General features: G+C 38.5%; 13 protein-coding genes. 12 read left to right on the top strand and 1 reads right to left on the bottom strand.

Annotation, left to right across the window (positions count from 1 at the left end; translation table 11 throughout):
* The 10 genes from BM098_RS13430 to BM098_RS06825 all read left to right on the top strand — a co-directional run.
* Positions 1 to 186: hypothetical protein (locus BM098_RS13430; RefSeq protein WP_159430131.1), on the top strand; the 186-nt coding region annotated here is incomplete at its 5' end.
* Between the two features lie 633 nt (positions 187 to 819).
* Positions 820 to 3,327, top strand: coding sequence for a preprotein translocase subunit SecA (secA, locus tag BM098_RS06785; RefSeq protein WP_089831725.1), 2,508 nt, complete (start codon positions 820 to 822; stop codon positions 3,325 to 3,327).
* Between the two features lie 67 nt (positions 3,328 to 3,394).
* A protein-coding gene (gene prfB, locus BM098_RS06790) for a peptide chain release factor 2 (RefSeq protein ID WP_143423384.1) occupies positions 3,395 to 4,496 on the top strand; the annotation gives its coding sequence in 2 pieces (ribosomal slippage) (positions 3,395 to 3,466 and positions 3,468 to 4,496; 1,101 coding nt in all).
* A 192-nt stretch (positions 4,497 to 4,688) separates the two neighbouring features.
* Positions 4,689 to 5,204 (top strand): hypothetical protein, encoded by a 516-nt coding sequence (locus BM098_RS06795; RefSeq protein WP_089831727.1) that lies wholly within the window; start codon positions 4,689 to 4,691, stop codon positions 5,202 to 5,204.
* A 189-nt stretch (positions 5,205 to 5,393) separates the two neighbouring features.
* Complete coding sequence (locus tag BM098_RS06800; protein ID WP_089831729.1) at positions 5,394 to 6,260, top strand: YitT family protein; 867 nt, start codon at positions 5,394 to 5,396, stop codon at positions 6,258 to 6,260.
* A 296-nt stretch (positions 6,261 to 6,556) separates the two neighbouring features.
* Positions 6,557 to 7,243: a cell division ATP-binding protein FtsE gene (gene ftsE / locus BM098_RS06805; protein ID WP_089831730.1), complete on the top strand. Its 687-nt coding sequence runs from the start codon at positions 6,557 to 6,559 to the stop codon at positions 7,241 to 7,243.
* Positions 7,233 to 8,126 carry a permease-like cell division protein FtsX gene (ftsX, locus tag BM098_RS06810; protein WP_089831732.1) on the top strand — a complete coding sequence of 298 codons (894 nt, stop codon included), beginning with the start codon at positions 7,233 to 7,235 and terminating at the stop codon, positions 8,124 to 8,126. The genes ftsE and ftsX overlap by 11 nt, the downstream gene beginning before the upstream one ends.
* Positions 8,127 to 8,194: 68 nt before the next feature.
* The gene (locus tag BM098_RS06815) at positions 8,195 to 9,616 is read left to right on the top strand and encodes a murein hydrolase activator EnvC family protein (RefSeq protein ID WP_089831733.1); all 1,422 of its coding nucleotides are present in this window, start codon (positions 8,195 to 8,197) and stop codon (positions 9,614 to 9,616) included.
* Positions 9,617 to 9,770: 154 nt separating this feature from the next.
* On the top strand, positions 9,771 to 11,246 hold the full coding sequence (locus tag BM098_RS06820; protein WP_234987436.1) for a S41 family peptidase: 1,476 nt from the start codon (positions 9,771 to 9,773) through the stop codon (positions 11,244 to 11,246).
* A gap of 173 nt (positions 11,247 to 11,419) precedes the next feature.
* Positions 11,420 to 12,568: a PDZ domain-containing protein gene (locus BM098_RS06825; protein ID WP_089831735.1), complete on the top strand. Its 1,149-nt coding sequence runs from the start codon at positions 11,420 to 11,422 to the stop codon at positions 12,566 to 12,568.
* Between the two features lie 96 nt (positions 12,569 to 12,664).
* Here the strand turns inward: BM098_RS06825 and BM098_RS06830 are convergent, their stop codons facing one another.
* A complete protein-coding gene (locus BM098_RS06830; protein ID WP_089831737.1) occupies positions 12,665 to 15,823 on the bottom strand; it encodes a DEAD/DEAH box helicase in 3,159 nt (1,052 codons plus the stop codon).
* Between the two features lie 280 nt (positions 15,824 to 16,103).
* On the opposite strand from BM098_RS06830, the gene BM098_RS06835 reads away from it, so the two are divergent.
* Together BM098_RS06835 and uvrB are read left to right on the top strand one after the other, a co-directional pair.
* Positions 16,104 to 17,687, top strand: coding sequence for a peptide chain release factor 3 (locus BM098_RS06835; protein WP_089831739.1), 1,584 nt, complete (start codon positions 16,104 to 16,106; stop codon positions 17,685 to 17,687).
* Positions 17,688 to 17,893: 206 nt separating this feature from the next.
* Complete coding sequence (uvrB, locus tag BM098_RS06840) at positions 17,894 to 19,870, top strand: excinuclease ABC subunit UvrB (protein ID WP_089831741.1); 1,977 nt, start codon at positions 17,894 to 17,896, stop codon at positions 19,868 to 19,870.

Here is a 19,870-nt window from a genome sequence, read left to right on the forward strand (position 1 = left end):
CATTGGGCGCACTGGGCGTATTTGACGCGTACCCTGTCTTTTGTCAGAACCTATACGTTCTATCAGACAGAACGATTCGACCCAAGCAAGTTGTGTTCCTGGAGCGCACTATTTCCCCAACATGCTTTAACAGATGTTGAGAAAATAGGTTTGCGGCGGTTGGAAAGTAGAAAAACCTATGCTTAGTTGAACGAGCATGGGTCGCCTTTAAGGTGTCCTTACGGAATCTCCTTCCTCAAACATTCGTGAGAATGTTAGGTGGGGGTAGTTCAATCTGCCGCGAATGAAGGCAAGTTAAAAGTGTCGTTATGAGTTTGATGAACGTGATGGCCGAGAAATTGGCCGGTATGTATAAATCTCTATGGGACATCGAGTTGTTTTTCGGTGGTGGAAATAGGAGTGAAATGTATTGGTTTTAATTATCATGACGGAAAATGCTATGTTCAATCAACTATTTGTTGCATTGATTACGTACATTCTTCTTAAGCTCTACACACGAATGGAAGTTAAGAAATCTATTGTAAACCCATGTCATTCGCAGAATGCTTCTTTGTGGTGGAAGTGGCGAATAGAAATTAAGTAACGAGTCAGAACGGCAACGTAAATTGGCGACAAGCAGTATCTATAATTTAGGTTAATTCACACGTGTGAGAGAAAGAATGTTAATGAACTAAAATGACAACACGATGTGTCTTCGGATATGTCGTGTTTTCGCTCTTTCACAAGGATGTTTCTTGTCATTAAAAACCCCAAGTGTTATTATAAAATGTAGACGTTTATGAAACAAAACGTCAGTATCTATTAGAGGAGCGTACATTTATGCGTGGAATACTAAAAAAGATTTTTGATGGTAATGAACGTCAATTAAAAGAACTGCGACCAACAGTTGATCAAATTGAGACGTTCGAGAAAGACTTTGAAAGTTTGTCAGATGTTGATTTAAAAAATAAAACAACCGAATTAAAACAACGTGTAGAGAATGGTGAAACACTAGACGATGTCATGGTTGAAGCTTATGCAGTTGTAAGAGAAGCTTCAAAACGTGTGCTAAATATGCGTCCATTTCCGGTACAGTTAATGGGAGCGATTGTTCTTCATGGTGGAAACATAGCTGAAATGAAAACAGGTGAAGGGAAAACCCTCGCTTCAACCTTACCAGCCTATTTAAATGCCCTTTCAGGTAGCGGTGTCCACATTATCACGGTCAATGAATACTTAGCGGACCGTGATGCGAAAGATATGAGTGAGTTATTTGAATTTCTTGGTATGACTGTCGGTTTAAATGTTAGTGGGTTGACCAAGGAAGAAAAGCGTAAAGCATATGAAGCAGATATTACGTATGGTACAAATAATGAGTTTGGATTTGATTATTTGCGTGACAATATGGTGCTTTATAAAGAACAGATGGTCCAGCGACCATTAAACTTCGCGATTATTGATGAGGTCGATTCGATTTTAATTGATGAGGCGAGAACACCTTTAATTATTTCAGGCAGTGCGCGTAAGTCAGCATCACTGTATCAACAAGCAAATAGCTTTGTCAGAGGACTAAAACGAGAACAAGACTTTAGCTATGACGAAAAAACAAAAGGCGTTCAGTTAACCGAAGAAGGAATCACAAAGGCAGAAAGCTTCTTTAATATTGACAACTTATTTGATTTAAAACACGTGACGTTAACGCATCATATTAATCAAGCTTTAAAAGCACATGCGTCGATGCATCGTGATACAGATTATGTGATTGAGGAAGAACAAGTCGTGATTGTTGACCAATTTACTGGTCGTTTAATGAAAGGTCGTCGCTACAGTGATGGCTTACATCAAGCAATTGAGGCAAAAGAAGGTTTGCAGATTCAGAACGAGTCAATGACGCTTGCCTCAATTACGTTCCAAAACTTCTTTAGAATGTATAATAAATTATCTGGGATGACGGGGACAGCGAAAACAGAAGAGGAAGAGTTCCGTAACATTTATAATATGGATGTTGTGGCTATTCCGACCAACAAACCGATTATCCGTGACGACCGTCCAGATCTTATCTTTAAGACAATGGACGGAAAGTTTAAAGCAGTAATTGAAGATATTAAATCTCGTCATGAAGCAGGTCAACCAGTCCTTGTTGGTACTGTGGCTGTTGAAACGTCAGAAGTGATTTCAGCGTTACTGAAAAAACGTGGGGTCCCGCACAACGTGTTAAATGCAAAAAATCACTACCGTGAAGCAGATATTATTGAAAATGCCGGGGAGCCAAAGGCCGTTACGATTGCGACCAATATGGCCGGACGTGGGACAGATATTAAACTAGGTAATGGCGTTAAAGCCCTCGGTGGTTTAGCCGTTATTGGTACTGAACGCCATGAATCGCGCCGGATTGACAATCAGTTACGTGGACGTTCAGGTCGTCAAGGAGATCCTGGTGTGACACAATTCTATCTATCGATGGAAGACGATTTAATGCGTCGCTTTGGCTCCGATAACATGAAAGCCGTCATGGACCGGTTTAAGATGGATGATGCTCAGCCGATTGAAAGCAAAATGGTTTCAAAAGCGGTTGAATCAGCGCAAAAACGCGTGGAAGGTAACAACTTTGATGCGCGTAAGAATGTCCTAAGTTATGACGATGTGTTACGTGAACAACGTGAAATTATTTATCAACAACGATATGACGTGATTGATTCAGAAAACTTAAAAGATATCGTGTTGAATATGATTGAGACTGTCGTTGAGAATCAAGTCGAACTCCATACACAAGAGGAAGATAATGCAAAATGGGAACTTGATGGACTGACAGAATATATTCATGCGAATCTTGTTGAGTCAGAATACCTTACTCGAAGTGATTTATCAGATCAGTCACCAGAAGAGCTTATCTCACTGATTATGGCTAAAGTTAAAGAGAAATATGATGTGAAAGAACAGGACATGGGTGAAGAACGGATGCGTGAGTTTGAGAAAGTTATACTCTTACGTGTCGTTGATACGAAATGGATGGACCATATTGATCAAATGGACCAACTCCGTCAGGGGATTCATCTACGTGCTTATGCACAAAATAATCCACTGAATGAGTACCGGATGGAAGGCTTCAATATGTTTGAATCGATGGTTCAGTCTATTAATGAAGATGTCGCGCGTTATGTGATGAAAGCACAAGTACGTGAGAACTTACAACGTCAAGAAGTTGCGAAAAATGCGACAGCTGTCTCGGGTGATGATGGTAAAAAAACTAAGAAAAAACAACCGTTTGTGAAGTCTGATACCATTGGACGAAACGACCCATGTCCGTGTGGCAGTGGGAAGAAATACAAACATTGTCACGGTAAATAATAATAAGGGGACATCCTAAGCGTTAGGATGTCCGTTTGATTGTAAGAAAAAGATGAGGTGAAGGGTAATGGAATTAGTAGAAATTAAACAAGAGTTAGAGAAGATGACGAGCCGCTTAGCGGATTTTAGGGGGTCTCTTTGACTTAGATGAAAAACGTACAAAGATTGCGGAATTAGAACATGAAATGACAGCACCTGATTTTTGGGATGACCAAAAAAATGCGCAAAAAGTTATTGATGAAGTGAATAGTTATAAAGATGTTGTCAATCGCTTTGATGCGCACGTTGAAACGTTAGAAAACTTAGAAGTGAGTTATGAACTCGTTAAAGAAGAAGCGGATGAAGATCTCAGACTCGAATTAGAGGAAGAATTAGCTCAGCTGCAGGAAGATTTAAATGCCTTTGAACTATTGATGTTATTAAGTGAGCCTTATGATAAGAATAACGCAATATTAGAGCTGCACCCAGGTGCGGGTGGAACAGAATCTCAAGACTGGGGCAGCATGCTTCTTAGAATGTATACCCGTTGGGCTGAGAAAAAAGGTTTTAAAGTTGAGACACTTGATTATTTGCCAGGTGATGAGGCTGGTGTTAAAAGTGTCACCTTACTGATTAAAGGGCACAATGCATACGGTTACTTAAAGGCCGAAAAAGGCGTCCATAGGTTGGTGAGAATTTCTCCCTTCGATTCACAAAACAGACGTCACACATCGTTTGTGTCATGTGATGTGATGCCAGAATTATCAGATGATGTTGATATTGACATTAGAACAGAGGATTTAAAGATTGATACATACCGTGCCTCAGGTGCCGGTGGACAGCATGTTAATACAACCGATTCAGCTGTTCGGATTACACACTTACCAACGAATTCAATTGTAACGTGTCAATCAGAGCGGTCACAAATTAAAAACCGCGATCAGGCGATGAAAATGTTAAAAGCAAAGCTCTATCAATTAGAAATTGAGAAGCAACAAGCCGAAGTTGATGCGTTACGTGGTGAACAAAAAGAAATCGGTTGGGGCAGTCAAATCCGTTCTTATGTCTTCCAGCCATATACGATGATTAAAGATCATCGGACTAACATCGAAGTCGGTAATGTCCAAGGTGTGATGGACGGAGATATCGATCCATTTATTGACGGTTACTTGCGCCAACAAATGCGATAAGCTATTTTAAAAGAAAAGAAACATAACTATAGCCAGAAGAAGCATCCCCTTTAAAGTGAATGATGTATCCACTCTAAGGGGATTTTTATGAATAAATATAAAAAACTACCTTTTACTTTTTTTGTAAATATGTTAGGATGGAAATAGAGAATTTGGATTACCACTGTATATACTGATATAAAGGAGAGGCTTATGCGAAAACAAATGAGGAATCAAAGTATTATTTGGGTTATTGTCGTGTTAGTGATGTTTTTAATTGGGACAAGTGTGTTGCTTTATCAGGAACATGAGGCGGATAAACGTGCTTTTCAAAGTCTATTAAATCGTGTATATATGGAAGTGGATAATACTTTGCATACGCTGTCACTTATATCAGAAAATAGTACGGCAGATGATGCGTATGTTGAACGCCTGTTTATTAATTTAGAAGTGAGACTGACTAACATCACAACGCTATTAGAGTTTGCTGAACTTACTGTTGATGATACTGACTTCCCAAATAGTGATTTTGCAAGGATAGCTGCCTATACAAGCGTTGAAGATTACGGAGAAGAAGCGTATGTTAACCGCGTACAAGAGCTGTTAACGCATATTAAAGAAGCCATGTATTCAGAAGAACATAACCAAGAGGATCCGAGTCTCACCCCGGAAGCATTCAATACCATTGTAGAAGAAGCAACAAATCAAGCTAGGGAGCATTTTAATTAAATAATGATGATGTTCTTGAAAATAGACAAATGAGGCGTTCAGTTATAGCTGAATGTCTCTTTTTTATGTCATTTTAATCCTTTACTCTGATGATGAGACAGTGTGTTAACAGGTCAAAACCAGTTGTTTCCTGTTTCATTATCTGATATACTCCTTTAGGTTGTGACAAATTGTTAAGGGGTGGATGTAATGATACAAAAATATAGACGTGAACCAATGCCAAGACCTTTTGTATTAACTTTTGAGTACAGTTTAGTTTTACTTGGTTCTTTTATGATAGCAATTGGATTTAACTTATTTTTACTACCAAATCAAGTCGCCTCAGGTGGCGTTGCTGGTATTAGCACGATAATCAATAGTGTATTTGGTTTTAGTCCAGATATTATCCAGTGGGCGATTAACCTTCCGCTATTTGTAGTAGGTATTTTTATTTTAGGTAAGAACTTCGGGATGAAAACCTTCGTTGGTACGATTGCTGTCCCGTTTTTTGTTGGGGTCAGTAGCGATTGGCCAGCAGCAACACCAGACCCATTACTTGGTGCGATTTTCGGCGGTATGGCTTGTGGTGTCGGGATTGGTATTGTTTTTCGTGGGAAAGGTTCGACGGGCGGTATCGATTTAGCGGCGCAAATCTTACATAAATACGTTCCACTTCCGTTTGGAATCTGTGTGGCCCTTTTTGATGGGGTAATCGTCTTAACCGCAACCTTCGTCTTTTCAGTAGAACAAGGTTTGTATGCTTTGATTGGGTTATTTGTGACTAGTCGAACGATTGATTTAGTCCAAGTCGGACTAAACAGTTCAAAAAATTTAATGATTATTACCGATCATGTCGAACCAGTAAGAGAAGCCTTACTTAATCAAGTAGACCGCGGGGTGACTGTGTGGCAAGCAGAAGGCGGCTATACCAAAGAAGAACGCCGAATGATTATGTGTGTGGTGAATCAAAATGAGTTTAGTCGAACATCACAAATCATCAAATTAATTGATCCAAATGCCTTTATTGTGGTGATGAATGCGAGTGAAGTGATTGGTGAAGGATTCACAAGACACTAATCAAGAGAGTGGATAAAATGCTTACATTGAACTACCCCCATCTAAAATTCTCACGAATGTTTGAGGAAGGTGTCTTCTCATTCTAAAACGATAAAAGTTTTAAGCAAATGATACACGTTTTCCCTCCATTGATTGGTCATTCGGAAATATATTGAAGTAAATGAAATCAAACTGTAACATTCTAAAGGTAAAAAAATGGCGGATGAAATGTTATAATGGTATAGCATAAGCAAATGTAGCGTAAAAGTGCTTGAAGTATTTGCTTAATCAAACTTAGTAAAGGTGATTGGATAATTATGATAAAAATGAAAGACATTCGAAAAACATATCCAAACGGTGTACAAGCCTTAAATGGCATAACAATAGATATCGACCTCGGTGAATTTGTTTATTTAGTTGGACAAAGTGGCGCCGGAAAATCAACATTCATTAAAATCATTTTTGGTGATGAAAAAGCCACATCAGGTGATGTACAAGTGGCTGGACATGATGTTGTCAATATGAAACGTAAAGAAGTGCCTTATTTACGACGTGATATTGGTGTCGTTTTTCAAGATTTTAAACTCTTACCAACAATGACTGTCTATGAAAATGTGGCGTTTGCATTAGAAGTAGTCGAAGAAACGCCAAAGAATATTCGAAAACGGGTGATGGAAGTACTCGATCAAGTTGGACTGAAAAATAAAGCGAGATTTATTCCAGATGAACTCTCTGGTGGGGAACAGCAGCGGGTTGCTATCGCAAGAGCGATTGCGAACTATCCCAAATTACTCATTGCCGATGAGCCAACCGGTAACTTGGACCCAGACACCTCATGGGAAATTATGAGAATATTAGAAGAAATTAATGGAGCAGGGACGACTGTAATTATGGCGACCCACAGCAAAGAAATTGTTAATACAATTAAACGACGTGTTATCGCTATTGAAGGCGGTATGATTGTACGTGACCAGCATCGAGGTGACTACGGCTATGAAAGCTAGAACATTTAAACGGCATATTAGAGAAGGTCTTAAAAATACTTGGCGTAACAGTTGGATGACGCTAGCTTCGGTTGGGGCTGTAACGACGACATTAATCTTAGTAGGCGCGTTCTTAGTGCTCCTATTAAATATTAATCATATTGCTGAAAATCTAGAAGAAGATGTCGAAATTAAAGTTCTCGTCGATCTAACAGCAAGTGAAACAGAAACGGCTTCGGTTGGAGATGAACTCGAACGACTCGATAATGTAAAAAGTGTTACTTTTTCAACGCGGGAAGAAGAGCTCGAACGGCTAGTGTCAGGTCTAGGCGATGAAGGTGATATCTTTGGCCTACAAGATCAGGAGAATCCATTAAATGATGCTTATATTATCAAGTTAGACGACCCGACGGAAACGGTCACAATGGCACAAGAAATTGTAACCTTCGATTATGTTGAAGATGTCAACTATGGTGAAAATTTTGTTCAAAATCTGTTTGACTTTAATGCGTATGCAAGAAATATTGGTTTAATCCTAATTGTAGCCTTACTTTTTACCGCGATTTTCCTTATTTCAAATACAATCAAGATTACAATCTTCGCAAGACGTAAAGAAATTGAAATTATGCAGCTTGTGGGGGCAACAAAATGGTTTATTCGTTGGCCATTCTTTGTAGAAGGCATGTTACTTGGCGTACTGGGTAGTGTCATTCCCATTGGGGCTTTAATTGGTGGCTATTATTATTTAGATCAAAATATGAGCGCCGTTCAACAATTTGATTTTATTACGCTTCTTCCATTCTCACCTTTTGTTTGGCAAATATCAGGTGTCATTATTTTAATTGGTGTTGTCATTGGTGTCTGGGGTAGTGTCATGAGTGTACGTAAGTTTTTAAAAATTTAAAGTGACATATTGACGGTGCTAATTTAGTACCGTCTTTCTATAAAAACAAGAAATAAGGAGTTGGCAAAATGAAAAAAATATTAGCATACATATTTATTTCTGTTTTCATGGTGAATATGGTTGTTCCTCTGTCACAGCCTGTAGTGGCCCAGTCGATTGACGAATTAAAACAGGAGCTCGAAGCATTAGAAGAAGAGCGTCAAAATATTAACAGCAATGCAAGTGACGCTGAGGAGCAGATTGAAGAAAATGAAGCGCGTCAACAAGAAGTGAAAGCAAAAATTGCTGAATTAGATGAAGATTTAGCTGTCACAGCGGATCAACTTGAAACGAAACAAAATGAAATTAATGTGACTGAAAATGATATTACAACGATTCAAAGTAATATTGCTACAACTGAAAATGAGATTACTGAAACAGAAGCAGAAATTGTGCTATTAAACGAAGAAATTGAAGACTTAATGGAACGTATTGATGAGCGCCAAGAATTAATTAGTTCGCGTCTTCGTTCGATGCAACGTACCGGTGGTAATGCATCATATTTAGAACTTGTGTTTAGTGCGCAAAGTTTTAGTGACTTTATCTCCCGCTTAACAGCTGTTTCTAAAATTCTAGATTCCGATAAAAATATTATGGAAATTCAAAAACAAGATAAATTAGATTTAGAAGAAAAACGTGTTGAAGTTGAAACAAAAAAAGCTGACTTAGAAACAAAACGTGCTGAACTAACTGCAGCAAAAGAAGAGTTAGAATCGAAAAAAGCAAACCTTGTTGCACAAAAGCAAGACCTTGCCCGTATTCAGGAACAGTTAAATATTCAGCGTGCTAATCAATCTGATTTAATGGTTCAACTAGAAGAAGAACATGCTGAATTAGAAGAATATAAAGTGACACTGGCTGACCAACAAGAGATTAAACGTAAGGAAGCCGCTGCCCTTCAGCAAGCGATTAAAAATGCTGAAGCAGAAGCGAACAAAAGTGAAGAACAGTTAGGTCAAGAAAGTGGCGATTCAGCCAGTGCTGGTTCAGGTTCATCTGGCGGGGTCCTCTTTTGGCCGGCGTCAACACGTCGAGTGACATCTTCTTTCAACCCGAACCGGGTCCACCCTATTACAGGTGTTGTTAGACCACACCGCGGAATGGATATTGCTTCACCAGGTACCCAACAAATTTATGCCGCAGCAGATGGGGTTGTTGTTGCGACATATACTCAATATGATGGACGTATGAATGGCTATGGTGATGCGATTCTATTAACGCACTACATGGATCTAAATGGTGATGGTACGAAAGAACAAGTATCGACATTGTATGCGCACTTACGTTCAGGTTCAACACGTGTAAGCTCAGGTCAATCTGTCTCACGAGGTGACACAATTGCACTTATGGGAAATACCGGTGTTGGAACAGGTCAACACTTACACTTTGAAGTTCACTTCGGGGGTTGGGCACATGCGAATGCCGTTAACCCAGCCACTTACTTGTACTAAACAAGTCAATTTTAAAAAATAGATGAGTGATTATTAGAGGCATCACGCGACGAGCGTGGTGCCCTTTTCGTACCGTTCTTATAAAAATTATGTTAAACTTAATAAAAACAGGTATTAAACAAATGTCAAGGATGTGGAGTGGTTAGTGTTGCGGATGAAAAAGAGTGTACTTATCATGTTGTTAATTGCTGCTTTAGTTTTAGGTGGCGGTATAAGTTATGCAGTAACAGAATGGGTGTTAGTTGATGAGAGTCAGCCAACAACCTCAAATATGACCGAAGAGCGTTATGAAGAGATGTTGAATGAATTATCGGATTCTGTTCAACTACCGAAAGTTGTTCAAGCTTTTAATCAAATTCAATCCAATTATATAGAAGAGGTGTCCGATCAAGATTTAGTCGAAGGAGCCATTAGTGGTATGCTAAGCAGTTTGGGCGATCCTTACAGTGAATATTTAGATGTGGAAACGATGGAAGCTTTTAATGAACAAATCGAAGCATCATTTGAAGGTATTGGAGCGGAAGTCAGTATGATCGATGGTGTTGTGACAATTGTCTCACCATTAAAAGGTTCTCCAGCTGAAAAAGCAGGTTTACGACCAAATGATCAGGTAATAACAATTAAAGGTGAGCCGACGGAAGGATTGGATTTACTTGAAGCCGTTGCAAAAATTCGGGGAGAAAAAGGAACCGATGTTAATATTGAAGTTAGACGACAAAATTCAGAACAGTTGATTCCTTTTACCATCACACGTGATACAATTCCACTAGAGACGGTGTACAGTGCAGGAGTTGAACAAAATGATGAAATGATTGGTTACATTGAAATTACGAACTTTTCAGAAACCACAGCGGTAGACTTTAAAGAAGCGTTAACGACGTTTGAAGCAGAGGGAATCGACGGCTTGGTTATTGATGTCCGTGGTAATCCTGGTGGTTTATTAGACGTTGTACAAGAAATTTTACGTGAATTTATCCCGAGTGATCGTCCTTACATGCAAGTAGAAGATGGTAACGGTGAAAAAGAGCGGTTCTTTTCAAATACGGAAACGGCAAAGTCCTATCCAGTAACAGTGCTAATTGATGAAGGGAGTGCCTCAGCTTCAGAAATTCTCGCCGTATCGTTACAAGAAACAATTGATGCGAATGTGGTTGGACAAACAAGTTTCGGTAAAGGTACCGTTCAAACGACATTAGATATGGGTGATGGTAGTTCACTTAAACTTACAATACTAAATTGGTTATCTGCAGAAGGTACATCCATTCATGAAGTTGGCGTAGAGCCAACCATTGAAGTTAAGCAACCCGACTATTATTACTCATCACCAATTGTTCTTGAGGAGACAGTAAAAGTTGATTCTGTCTCTACACAAGTGAGGTTTATGCAAGAGATGTTAAAAGGTTTAGGGTATGATATCAATCGTACAGACGGCTATTTTTCAAATGAAACAGCTATTACATTAGAAGCATTTCAAAATGAGCAAGGTTTATCCGTGACAGGAGAGCTTAATCAAGAAACAGCTGAGCGTCTTCAAAGTGAAATCATCCAACGAATTCGCGATGGGAAAGGCGACCAACAAAAAACAGAAGCAATTAATGTAACAGTGCAACAAGCACAATTAAATGACTAGAACGTAATGAAGAGTCCCTGCCTAATTGACAGGGACTCATTTTTTGGCATTATTTTTCACAGGTTTCATATGTAGATAAAAAATATGATATAGTAGGAACATGGAAAGTGAAGTCTTACAAAATGTGATAGGTTTTTACTGTAAAGGAGTGAGAGACTTAAGTGGAAGTTATAATGGCAATATTAAAGGCAATTGGATGGTTTTTCATTAACCCGTTATTCTATTGGTTTTTTATTCTAATATACATATCCTCAACGAAACGAGTAGAGAAAGAAAGGTTAACATTCGGATATAAAGTATTCCCAACGCTTGATGAATGGTATGGTTTAAAACGTATTGGTTTAATTTTAAGTCTAATATTATCAATTATATTTATTGGTTTAGGCATCTTTTTACCGCCACTGTTTATTGTGTTACTTATCAGTTATTCTCTACTTTTTTCACTTACTGGCAAGTTTAGTTGGCTTAATAGCGTATATATTTTTGGGGCAAGCAGCTTGACTTTATTATTTTATCCTTATTATGAAAGCTACTTACCTGACGTGTTGAAAGTATCCTTAACGCTTGATCATTGGATTATTTTCACTAGTTTAATGGGGATATTTATTCTGGCAGAAGCATTTTTATTAACGCGGACACGCGATGATCAAACATTCCCGGAACGTTTTGTCGGGGCACGTGGGAAGCAAGTTGGACAGCACCGGATTAAAAAATTAGCACTACTACCAGTACTATTTATTTGGCCAATCGGTGACCTTGATGTGTTTTTCCAATACTGGCCAGTCTTTGACTATCAAGGAGAGAGTTATGGGTTGATTTTCTTTCCGCTATTACTTGGCCTTGAACATGTCATACGTACACGACGACCAAAGGTATTTAGCCAGTGGCTACTGAAGCGGTTAACCTTATTAGGTATGAGCGTGATCATACTTAGTCTTACAGGCTTTCTTTATGCGCCTTTAATTCTGTTAAGTATCATTGTAGGCCTTATTGGTCGAGAAATTCTACTCTTTAACACGCGGCAACATGAAGCAAATCATCCAACATTATACGGTCCTTCTAAGGAGGGGTTAAAGGTGCTTGGTGTACATCCTTTTTCACCTGCAAGTGAGATGGGGATTGAAATTGGAGAAGTGATTACGAAAGTGAACGGTCATAAGGTCTCTAACGGGGATGAATTTTATGAAGCGTTACAATCTAATTTAGCTTTTTGTAAGATCGATATTTATAACCTTGAGGGTGAAATTCGTTTTACTCAACGTGCGTATTATGAAGGTGATCATCATCAATTGGGATTAGTATTTGTAGAAGATTATATTTAAAATAAGATGAATAATAGTTTAAACAAAAAAACAGCCGAGAGTGGCTGTTTTTTGTTTAATGACGAAAGAACGGTTGTAATTGATGTGAATAAACGATTACAATTCAGATTCAACAGATAATAGCGAAAGAATATCATCTTTAGATAATGAAGATAGTAATGTTTCACCTGGTTCAATAACTTCATTAACTAACGCACGTTTTTTCTGTTGTAAGTTGAAGATTTTTTCTTCAATCGTCCCTTCTGTAATGAGGCGAATGACCTCAACTTTTTTTGTTTGTCCAATCCGATGTGCGCGTCCAGCCGCTTGTTGTTCAACGGCAGGATTCCACCATAAGTCAAACAAGATGACGGTATCAGCACCAGTGAGGTTTAGACCTGTTCCACCTGCTTTTAATGAAATAAGAAACAGATCTTTTTCACCGTCGTTGAACTGGTCAACTTTTTCTAATCGTTCCATTGATGGTGTTTGCCCGTCAAGATAAAAATGAGTTAATCCAAGTTCTTCAAGCTCACGGGCGATGATTTTTAACATGCTGGGGAACTGTGAAAATAACAAGACGCGTCGGTTTTCCTCTTTAAGTTGGCTCAATAAGGTTTTTAATAAGTCAAGCTTGCCTGAATCACCGGTATAGTTTTCTAAAAATAAGCTCGGATGACAACAAATTTGTCTCAACCGGGTCAAGCCTGATAAGATATCAAGCTTATTTTCATTGAATGGTGCATTATTTATGGTATCTTTTATTTTATTAACATAAGATAGATACACCTGTTTTTGATCAAGTGTTAAGTCAGTGTATTTTTCATATTCAAATTTTTCCGGTAAGTCAGTCAGTACATCGGTCTTTAAGCGACGTAAAATAAAGGGACGCACCATTTGTTTAATTGCCATTGTGTCTAAAGAAAGAAAATATTTCTTTGTTCCTAAGAAACCCGGTGATAGGGTTTGAAAAATGGACCAAAGTTCTTCTAGACGGTTTTCAATCGGTGTCCCACTAAGGGCGAATCGATGCGTGGCATTGATAGCTCTAGCCGCTTTTGCTGTTTGGGTTAAATGATTTTTAATCGCTTGGGCCTCGTCTAAAATAAAGTGAGTAAACAACATCGATTGATATAATTCACGATCTTGTCGGAGGAGCGGATAGGAAGTAATCCACACATCACTTGGTTGTTTGATTTGTTGTTTCCGCTCTAGTTGATTGCCACTGACGACTTGAATTGTTAAAGAAGGCGCAAAGCGTTCGAATTCTTTCTTCCAGTTATAGATGAGTGATGACGGTGCCACGATTAAACTTTTTGTGTCCTTACTTTTTTCATAATCACTTAAGATATAGGTGATCGTTTGCAGTGTCTTACCTAACCCCATTTCATCGGCTAAAATCCCTCCTAAATGATAGGCGCTCAGAGTTTTAAACCACTGGTAACCGACGTGTTGATAGTCACGTAACTCAGCCTCGATCTGAGGTAATGGGTAAGCAGTATTTTTTGCTATGTCCAAATCTTTTATTAATGTGTCAAAAGTGGCTTCATAAGCCGTCGTATCTCTAAAATAATCATCAACAACCGTCGCATGAACAGGACTTAAGTGTAGGCCATCTTTTTTTACATCGTTCTTTTTCAATTTTAGTGAGGCAGCAAAGGCTTTAAATTGTTCAAACGCTTCACTCTCTAAGTCTACAAGCGGTCCTTGGTTTGGACGATAATAGCGTTTCTTTTCAATCAAGGCTTTCATTAGTTCATGAATCTCTTGGTCATCAATGCCGTTAATGTCAAAATCAATTGATAAGACATTTAAGCGGTCATCAAATCGAATCGAGGGATCAAATTGAATGGTTTCCTCATTAATCATTGCTTTTAATTGATCAGATAAGTAGATGTTATAAATCTCCTTTAATTCAGGGACAATATCTAAAAGAAAGTCATAGATTTTATCAACGTGAAAGAGTTGGAAACGTTGATTAATATACTGAAATCCCCATTGTCTTAATTGTTCTATCACTTTCTCCTCTGCTTTAACCTCACGAACGACAATACGGTCGGTATCTTTGATTGGCTGATTGAATGAGAACCGGTAATCACCATATTGATAATCAACGGTGACCCCAAGTGATTCCCCAATAAATTCTAAGTAAATATGAACGACAAGTGTTGCTTCGTATAGCTTTTGCTTCACATTCTCTGTGATTGTTATCGTACCGATTGCTTCAAGCATTGGTTTAACATAAGTTAAAAAGCTTTGAAAGTCACTCGGTGAGATAGTGAGCTGTTCGGATAAATGTCTTGGCATCTCTTTCATAATTTTATTGACAATTATTTTTTGATCAGCTGACAAAGTATAAATATTAGATTGTTTAATGAAGACTTGATAATACGGTGAGTAACGATAACTTAAGAAATCACCGAAGTGAATAACTTGGTTTTCTGCCGCCGTATCAATCGTGAAATTAATATGGTTCTCTAGCGGCATAAGCGCTAACTCACTATATTCTTTTTGGGTATCTGATTTATACGTCAATGGTTGTGCCGTGAGTAAAGTGAATAACTGCTCAAATACATAAGGTGGCACAATCATTAAGCGCTGTTGCTGTTCAGCGTATAAGTCTTTATAGGCGCGCTCATTTGTAAGTGCGTATTTTAACAAGTTTAATATTTGTTGGTCGATTGTACCAAATTGGTGTTGGTTAGGCGTATATGAAAATTTGTCAGTCACCTGATAAGGTTGTTGATAATAAACCGCGTCGATAAACTCACGCAAATCCTTGACAATAAACGGTTTTGTTTCTCCAACATATAATCCAATCACAAAACGTTTGTCATCAGTAAAAGACGGGCTCACTTCGTTTAATAGATAATGGATGCGTAACGTTTGTTTTTCTTTAGGTAAAACGGGTTCCTTAAAGGTATCTAATAATCGTAAGGAAAACGGGTCGCTCTTTTTAGCTTCTGGCACGTTTGTTTCAAGGTGTGGTTGTTGATGCTTACTAATGGCAAGTAACACGGCAGCAATGTGTTTACAAGTCCCATGTGTATGAAATGCTGGACACGTACAACGCGTTTCTAAATCATCATCGTCATAGACAAAAATATTAACATGGAAAGTTTCACTGCCCCTGACATCGGCTTTCCACATATTAATTGCCTGATTGTAACTTAAATGATTGACGCGCCCTTTTTTATAGTAGTCCAAACCTCGACGATAAAACCGTTGGCCTGTTAATTTCATAATTTCTTTTGGTTCAAAAATTATCCGTGGCATAAAAAAACCCCTTTAAAAAAATGCTATCTAACCATTATAACAAAGATTACACGTAATGAGCAGAACTTACGACGATAGTCATTGACTTTTTTTCATGTTTTGTGCTACTTTCATTAACAGAGTAATAAGAAAATCGAGCGTGTGAGGGGTTAAAACATGTAAATACGATTGACTTGATATAAACGCATGACATAAAAGACGGTCGGAGTATTGTTTCTAGAATAATACAAGATAAGTGGTCGCTAAAAATGACTAGAATGTAAAGAGAGAAGGAAAAGAAATGAGTATAAAAATAGAAAAAGATATGCGAAAAACGTTTGCGATTATTTCCCACCCGGATGCAGGTAAAACAACAATGACCGAAAAATTGTTAATGTTTGGTAACTTAATTAGAGAAGCTGGAACGGTGAAAGGGAAAAAATCAGGCAAATTTGCGACGAGTGACTGGATGGAAATTGAGAAACAACGTGGAATCTCAGTTACCTCAAGTGTGATGAATTTCCCATATAAAGACTATAAAGTTAATATTCTTGATACCCCGGGACACGAAGACTTTAGTGAAGATACTTACCGGACACTAACGGCGGTGGATAGTGTTGTTATGATTATTGATGCGACTAAAGGGATTGAAGCACAAACGATTAAATTATTTAAAGTCTGTAAAATGCGTGGTATTCCAATTTTTACGTTTATTAATAAATTGGACCGCGAGGGACGTGAACCGTTTGATCTACTCGATCAAATTGAGGAAGTCTTAGACATTGAAACCTATCCGATGAACTGGCCCGTTGGGATGGGGAAACGATTCCTTGGGATTTTAGATCGGTATAATGATCAATTTGTTAAGTTTAATGGAAGTGAGCGTGAAAGTTTAATTCCGTTTGATACTTTACACAGTGGTGATTATAAAGACATTACCGAAGACCCAACGTTTAAAGAAACGGAAGAAGAAATGCTGTTGTTGGATGAAGCGGGTGATCAGTTTGATTTAGACAAAGTAATAAAAGGTGATCAAACGCCGGTATTTTTCGGAAGTGCGCTCGCACCATTTGGTGTTGAGACGTTCTTTGACACGTTCATCGATTTAGCGCCAACGCCTCAAGCGCGTAAGACAACAGAGGGGTTAGTAGAGCCTGAACAGGAACAATTCTCAGGCTTTATCTTTAAAATTCAAGCCAATATGAACCCTGCTCACCGTGATCGGGTCGCCTTCTTACGTGTGTGTTCTGGAAAGTTTGAGCGCGGGATGTCCGTCACCTTGCCCCGGACAGGCAAGGCATTTAAATTAAATCAAACGCAACAATTCGTCGCCTCAAGTCGAGGGACAGTAGATGAAGCTTATCCAGGAGATATTATTGGGATCTATGACCCAGGTGTCTACCGGATTGGTGATACGCTACTTGAAGGTAAACAAACCTTTGAATATGACGAATTACCACAATTCCCGCCAGAATTATTTAAGCGCGTGACAGCGAAGAACGTCATGAAATCAAAACAGTTTAAAAAAGGCTTGGAACAGCTCGTTCAAGAAGGTGCTATTCAACTGTTTAAGACTTACCCGATGGAAAATTATATTATCGGTGCTGTAGGGGAATTGCAGTATCAAGTATTTGAACATCGTATGAAACATGAATACAATGTTGACGTGATGTTTGAATCGATTGGTGAGCGTATTCCGCGTTGGTTAACGGATAACCAAGTCGATACGGCACTGTTTGATGACCGTAACTTACTCGTAAAAGATCGTGAAGGGGAGTTTTTAGTTTTATTTAAAAATGATTTCGCCTTACGTTGGTTCACCGATAAGCACAAAGATATTGAATTAATCGATTTATTTGAAGTCAATCAATATAATCAAGGATAATAAAAGGCTTAGGAGTAACTCTCCTAAGCCTTTTGATTTGGTTTCTAGTATAAATCATGCTTCAATAAGAAGAGCACTAAAAGCAAGACTAGCGTTGATGATATTAAAGAATGTTTGTTCGCTTTTTAATTGATAATTGTGTATAATAGGTTTACACGAAGTGTCGAAAGGTAAACAATATAAGTGAAAAGAACGGAGGAAAGAAAATGTCTCAATCTTTTGAGCTTACCTCACATTATCAGCCCGCAGGTGACCAACCAAAGGCGATTGATGCCCTTGTTAAGGGTGTTAACGAAAATAAACGGATGCAAACGTTACTTGGAGCAACAGGGACGGGTAAAACTTTTACGGTATCTAATCTCGTAACCGAAGTGAAAAAGCCCACGCTCGTGATTGCACATAATAAGACCCTCGCAGGTCAACTATACAGTGAATTTAAAGAATTTTTCCCGAATAATGCGGTTGAATATTTTGTTAGTTACTATGATTACTATCAACCAGAGGCATACGTTCCCTCAACAGACACGTTTATCGAAAAAGATGCGTCGATTAATGATGAAATTGACAAATTACGCCACTCAGCAACGTCATCATTATTTGAACGAGAGGATGTATTGATCGTCGCAAGTGTATCGTGTATTTACGGTTTAGGTTCACCAGAAGAATACCGTTCACAAGTCTTGAGTCTTCGAGTCGGTATGGATAAAGACCGTGACCAATTGTTGCGAGAATTGGTTGATATTCAATATGCACGCAATGATATTGATTTTCAGCGGGGTACATTTAGAGTGAGAGGTGATTCGGTGGAAATCATTCCAGCCTCGAGAGAAGAACATTGTGTGAGAATTGAATTTTTCGGGGATGAAATTGATCGAATTAGAGAAGTTGATGCTTTAACAGGGGAGATTTTAGGTGATCGTGAACATATCGCGATTTTCCCAGCTTCTCACTTTGTGACTGGTGAAGATAAATTAAAAATTGCGATGAAAAATATTGAAGCTGAAATGAAAGAACAAGTAAAACACTTTAAAGAACATGATAAATTAATTGAAGCCCAACGCATTGAACAACGCACCCGCTATGACTTAGAAATGATGGAGGAGATGGGTTTTTGTTCCGGGATTGAAAATTATTCGCGCCACTTAACGTTGCGTGAAGCAGGTTCAACACCTTATACATTGATTGACTACTTTCCAGATGACTTCTTAATTGTTGTTGATGAGTCACACGTAACCTTACCACAGATACGCGGCATGTTTAATGGTGATAAGGCGCGTAAACAAGTCCTTGTTGATCACGGATTTAGACTACCGTCAGCCTTAGATAACCGTCCATTGACGTTTACGGAGTTTGAAGAAAAAGCTAATCAACTTATTTTCGTCTCAGCTACACCTGGTCCTTATGAGTTAGAGCATACACCGGAAATGGTTGAACAGATTATTAGACCGACCGGACTGCTTGATCCTTCGGTTGATGTCAGACCGATTGAAGGACAGATTGATGACTTGATTCATGAAATTAACCTCCGAGCAAAACAGAATGAACGGGTGTTAATCACAACCTTGACGAAAAAAATGTCTGAAGATTTAACGGATTATTTAAAAGAAATCGGGATAAAAGTCGCTTACTTGCACTCGGAAATTAAAACGTTAGAACGGATTGAAATTATTCGGGATTTACGAGTTGGTAAATATGACGTTTTAATTGGGATTAACTTATTACGAGAAGGGATAGATATCCCAGAAGTATCGCTTGTCGCAATTTTAGATGCCGACAAAGAAGGTTTCTTACGTTCAGATCGTGCGCTTATTCAAACAATGGGGCGCGCAGCACGTAATGAGAATGGTCAGGTCATCATGTATGCCAATCGTGTGACTGATTCGATGCGCCGGGCGATTGATGAAACTGAACGCCGTCGTGAAAAGCAGATGACTTACAATGAAATACACGGTATTACACCGAAAACGATTAATAAAGAAGTACGTGATGTGATTCGCGCAACCGTTGAAGCGATGGATGATGATACGTTACCGAAAATAAATATTGATGAGATGACAAAGAAAGAACGTGCCGTCTTTATCGAACAAATGGAAGTAGAAATGAAGCAAGCTGCCAAAGACTTAAACTTTGAAAAAGCGGCAGAATTGCGTGACTTAGTCTTTGAATTGAAAGCGGAAGGATGA

Source organism: Halolactibacillus halophilus (assembly GCF_900115605.1).
GTDB classification, from domain to species: Bacteria; Bacillota; Bacilli; order Bacillales; family Amphibacillaceae; genus Halolactibacillus; species Halolactibacillus halophilus.

Bases quoted from the DNA above. Each gene is read 5' to 3' on its own strand.
- secA (WP_089831725.1), top strand. From the start codon at position 820: ATGCGTGGAATACTAAAAAAGATTTTTGATGGTAATGAACGTCAATTA.
- BM098_RS06795 (WP_089831727.1), top strand. From the start codon at position 4,689: ATGCGAAAACAAATGAGGAATCAAAGTATTATTTGGGTTATTGTCGTG.
- BM098_RS06800 (WP_089831729.1), top strand. From the start codon at position 5,394: ATGATACAAAAATATAGACGTGAACCAATGCCAAGACCTTTTGTATTA.
- ftsE (WP_089831730.1), top strand. From the start codon at position 6,557: ATGATAAAAATGAAAGACATTCGAAAAACATATCCAAACGGTGTACAA.
- ftsX (WP_089831732.1), top strand. From the start codon at position 7,233: ATGAAAGCTAGAACATTTAAACGGCATATTAGAGAAGGTCTTAAAAAT.
- BM098_RS06815 (WP_089831733.1), top strand. From the start codon at position 8,195: ATGAAAAAAATATTAGCATACATATTTATTTCTGTTTTCATGGTGAAT.
- BM098_RS06820 (WP_234987436.1), top strand. From the start codon at position 9,771: ATGAAAAAGAGTGTACTTATCATGTTGTTAATTGCTGCTTTAGTTTTA.
- BM098_RS06825 (WP_089831735.1), top strand. From the start codon at position 11,420: ATGGCAATATTAAAGGCAATTGGATGGTTTTTCATTAACCCGTTATTC.
- BM098_RS06830 (WP_089831737.1), bottom strand. From the start codon at position 15,823: ATGCCACGGATAATTTTTGAACCAAAAGAAATTATGAAATTAACAGGC.
- BM098_RS06835 (WP_089831739.1), top strand. From the start codon at position 16,104: ATGAGTATAAAAATAGAAAAAGATATGCGAAAAACGTTTGCGATTATT.
- uvrB (WP_089831741.1), top strand. From the start codon at position 17,894: ATGTCTCAATCTTTTGAGCTTACCTCACATTATCAGCCCGCAGGTGAC.